This window comes from Inquilinus sp., assembly GCF_057815775.1.
In genome coordinates, this window is the sequence record NZ_JBYRFX010001086.1 from 1 (window position 1) to 2,476 (window position 2,476).

Annotated in this window: 4 protein-coding genes; 1 reads left to right on the top strand and 3 read right to left on the bottom strand. The window is 69.9% G+C overall.

All coding sequences use genetic code 11. From position 1 onward, the window contains the following. Together AC3XYG_RS38845 and AC3XYG_RS38850 are read right to left on the bottom strand one after the other, a co-directional pair. A partial coding sequence (locus AC3XYG_RS38845) for a superoxide dismutase (protein WP_489145261.1) occupies positions 1-290 on the bottom strand: 290 nt, incomplete at its 3' end. Next, complete coding sequence (locus tag AC3XYG_RS38850; RefSeq protein WP_489145262.1) at positions 280-966, bottom strand: helix-turn-helix transcriptional regulator; 687 nt, start codon at positions 964-966, stop codon at positions 280-282. The genes AC3XYG_RS38850 and AC3XYG_RS38845, both read right to left, overlap by 11 nt. 192 nt (positions 967-1,158) lie before the next feature. Between AC3XYG_RS38850 and AC3XYG_RS38855 the strand changes: the two genes are divergently transcribed. Then, positions 1,159-2,004 (top strand): GNAT family N-acetyltransferase, encoded by an 846-nt coding sequence (locus AC3XYG_RS38855; protein WP_489145263.1) that lies wholly within the window; start codon positions 1,159-1,161, stop codon positions 2,002-2,004. A gap of 237 nt (positions 2,005-2,241) precedes the next feature. Here the strand turns inward: AC3XYG_RS38855 and AC3XYG_RS38860 are convergent. Next, positions 2,242-2,476: hypothetical protein (locus AC3XYG_RS38860; protein WP_489145264.1), on the bottom strand; the 235-nt coding region annotated here is incomplete at its 5' end.

The following is a 2,476-nucleotide window of genomic DNA, read 5'->3' on the forward strand; positions in this document are numbered from 1 at the left end:
CCGGGAAGCTTGCCGCCCGTGGGCGACATGTTCTTCCAGAACAGCATATGGTTCCAATGCTGGCCGGCATTGTTGAAGACCGGGGCAAGGTCGTTCTGGCCGTGGGAGAGCTTTATGATCTCCTCCAGCGACTTGCCCTGCAGCGCCGGGTTCTTCTCCACGAAGCCGTTCAGGGCCGTGACATAGGCCTGATGATGCTTGCCGTGGTGGAGCTCAAGCGTCTCCTGGCACATGCCGCGCTCGGCGAGGGCGTTCTGCGAGAACGGCAGCTGGGGGAGTTCAAACGCCATGGTTGTGCTCTCTTTCTGGTCGGCTTGGTTGTGGAAGGATGCGGTAGGCGCAACGGCGCGCCCCCGCCTGAATATGCTCCGTGCGCTCGACCCGGGCCTGTGGCCCGAGCACGCGGCGGAACAGATCGAGTTCGCTGCGGCAGAAGCCCTGGCAGGCCGCCGCCGCGGCGCAGATCGGACAATGATTCTCGACGAGAAGGAAGCCGTTTTCGTCTTCCTCCCACCCAGCCATGTAGCCCTCGCTCGAGCGAAGGCCAGTCAGGGCCGCGATGCGGTCGCGCAGGGTGGTGGCTCCGGCCAGCGCGCCCTGGTACCGGGTGAAGGTCTCGGCCTCGCGTGCGCTGATCAGCCGGTCGAGCGCGTCGTCGCCGAATTCCCGCCGGATGCCGGCGATCAGCCCGGTGACCATGTCGGCATGGCCATCGGGGAAGCGGGCATGGCCGAGCGTGGTGAGGGACCAGAGCTGCAGCGGCCGGCCGACGCCGGCACGCTGCGGTGCCGACTCCACCAGCCCGGCCTCGGCCAGCTTCACCAGCTGCTGCCGCGCCGCCTCGCCGGTTGTGCCCAGCGCGCTGCCCAGCGCCGAGGCGCTCTGGCTGCCGCGCGTCTTCAGCAGCAGCAGCAGCCGCTCCGCCGTCGACACCGGGGGGTCGATGTGCTCATTGTCAAAGCCCATGCTTTGAAAATAGACCGGCCGGCCGGCCTCTGCAAGCCTCGGTTCGGCCGTGGTGCGACAATGTCATGGCTGTCCGTCGCCCCGGGGGTCTTCCAACCGCCGCACCGTCGGGCGAAGTTGGCGGCAGCGTACTTGTCGAGGCGACCCCATGTCCTTCCCGTTCCGGGCCCTGAATGCCGCCGGTGCCGTCCGATGACCGCCGTGCTCGACCAGCCCGTCTGCCGGCTGTTGCGGCCGGGCGAGGAAGATGAACTGGGCGCGCTGCTGGCCGCCGCCTTCGGCCATCCGCGCTTCAGCCCCGCCGTGGCCCGGCTGGCCGGCATGGCCAATGCGACGATCCATGTGCTGGTGGCGGAGGGCGCGCTGCGCGCCGCGGCGGCGATCGTCGATTACGGCACGGTGGCTTATCTCGGCATCGTCGCCACCGACCCGGCGATGCAGGGGCGGGGCTTCGGCCGCCGCGTCGTCGATGCGGCGCTGGCCCCGGTGCCCGATCATCTCCCGACCCTGCTGGATGCCACGGTCGCCGGCGCGCCGATGTACGAGAAGCTCGGCTTTGGCGACGACGACCAGGCCGTGGTGCTGGAGGCACGGGGACCGATTCCAGCCCCACCGGTGCCCGGCATCACCGCACTGACGGCGGCGGATCTGGCCGAGGTCGCCGCCTATGACGCCACCGTGTTCGGCGCCGACCGGTCGATGGCGCTGGCCGCGCTGTTCCGGGAACAGCCGGAGGGCGTCGTGTGCCGCCGGGACGGGCGCGTCCTCGGCTATGGCATGCGCCAGGCGGACCGGATCGGCCCGGTCCTGGCCGAGACGCAGGAGGTCGCGGCGGCGCTGATGGCCGCGCTGCCGGCGGCAGGCCCGGACAATCCGGCGGTCATCACCTTGCCCTCGATCAACACGGCGATGCTGGCCCATCTCGCCGGCTGCGGCGTGCCGGAACTGCGCCGTCTGCGCCACATGCGCCGCGGCGGCGACCGCCATCCCGGCGACCGCAGCCGCATGGGCGCCATCGCCAATTTCCACCTGGGGTGATGCTCGCCTGCACGGCAAGGTGAGAGGTGTTTCAGTCCTCCCACACCGTCATTGCGAGCGCAGCGAAGCAATCCATCGGGCGGCAGCCCATACCGGCGCCATGGATTGCTTCGTCGGCTTCGCCTCCTCGCAATGACGGCGAGGGATGGACGGCTTGGGGAGGTTGGGTACGCGTCGCGAACCCAACAATGGCCCGGGCGGCGCGATGTTGGGTTTGCCAGGCGAACCCAACCTACGTCAGCTTGTGTCGGGCTTGGCGGCAGTCGGCCCGGCGTAAGGCGAGCCCGGCGCCCGGTCGCGGGCTTCGGCCAGGGCCCAATCCTCCTGGGCCCATTGCGACCAGTCGGGCTTGAGGCTCAGGCCCCGGCAGATCAGGGCGACGGTCGCGCCCAGCGGGCGGTCCTGGAAATCCGGATCCAGGTCGGGATCGAGCCCCGCGAGCCGGCCCTTCAGCTTGAACACCAGGGGATAG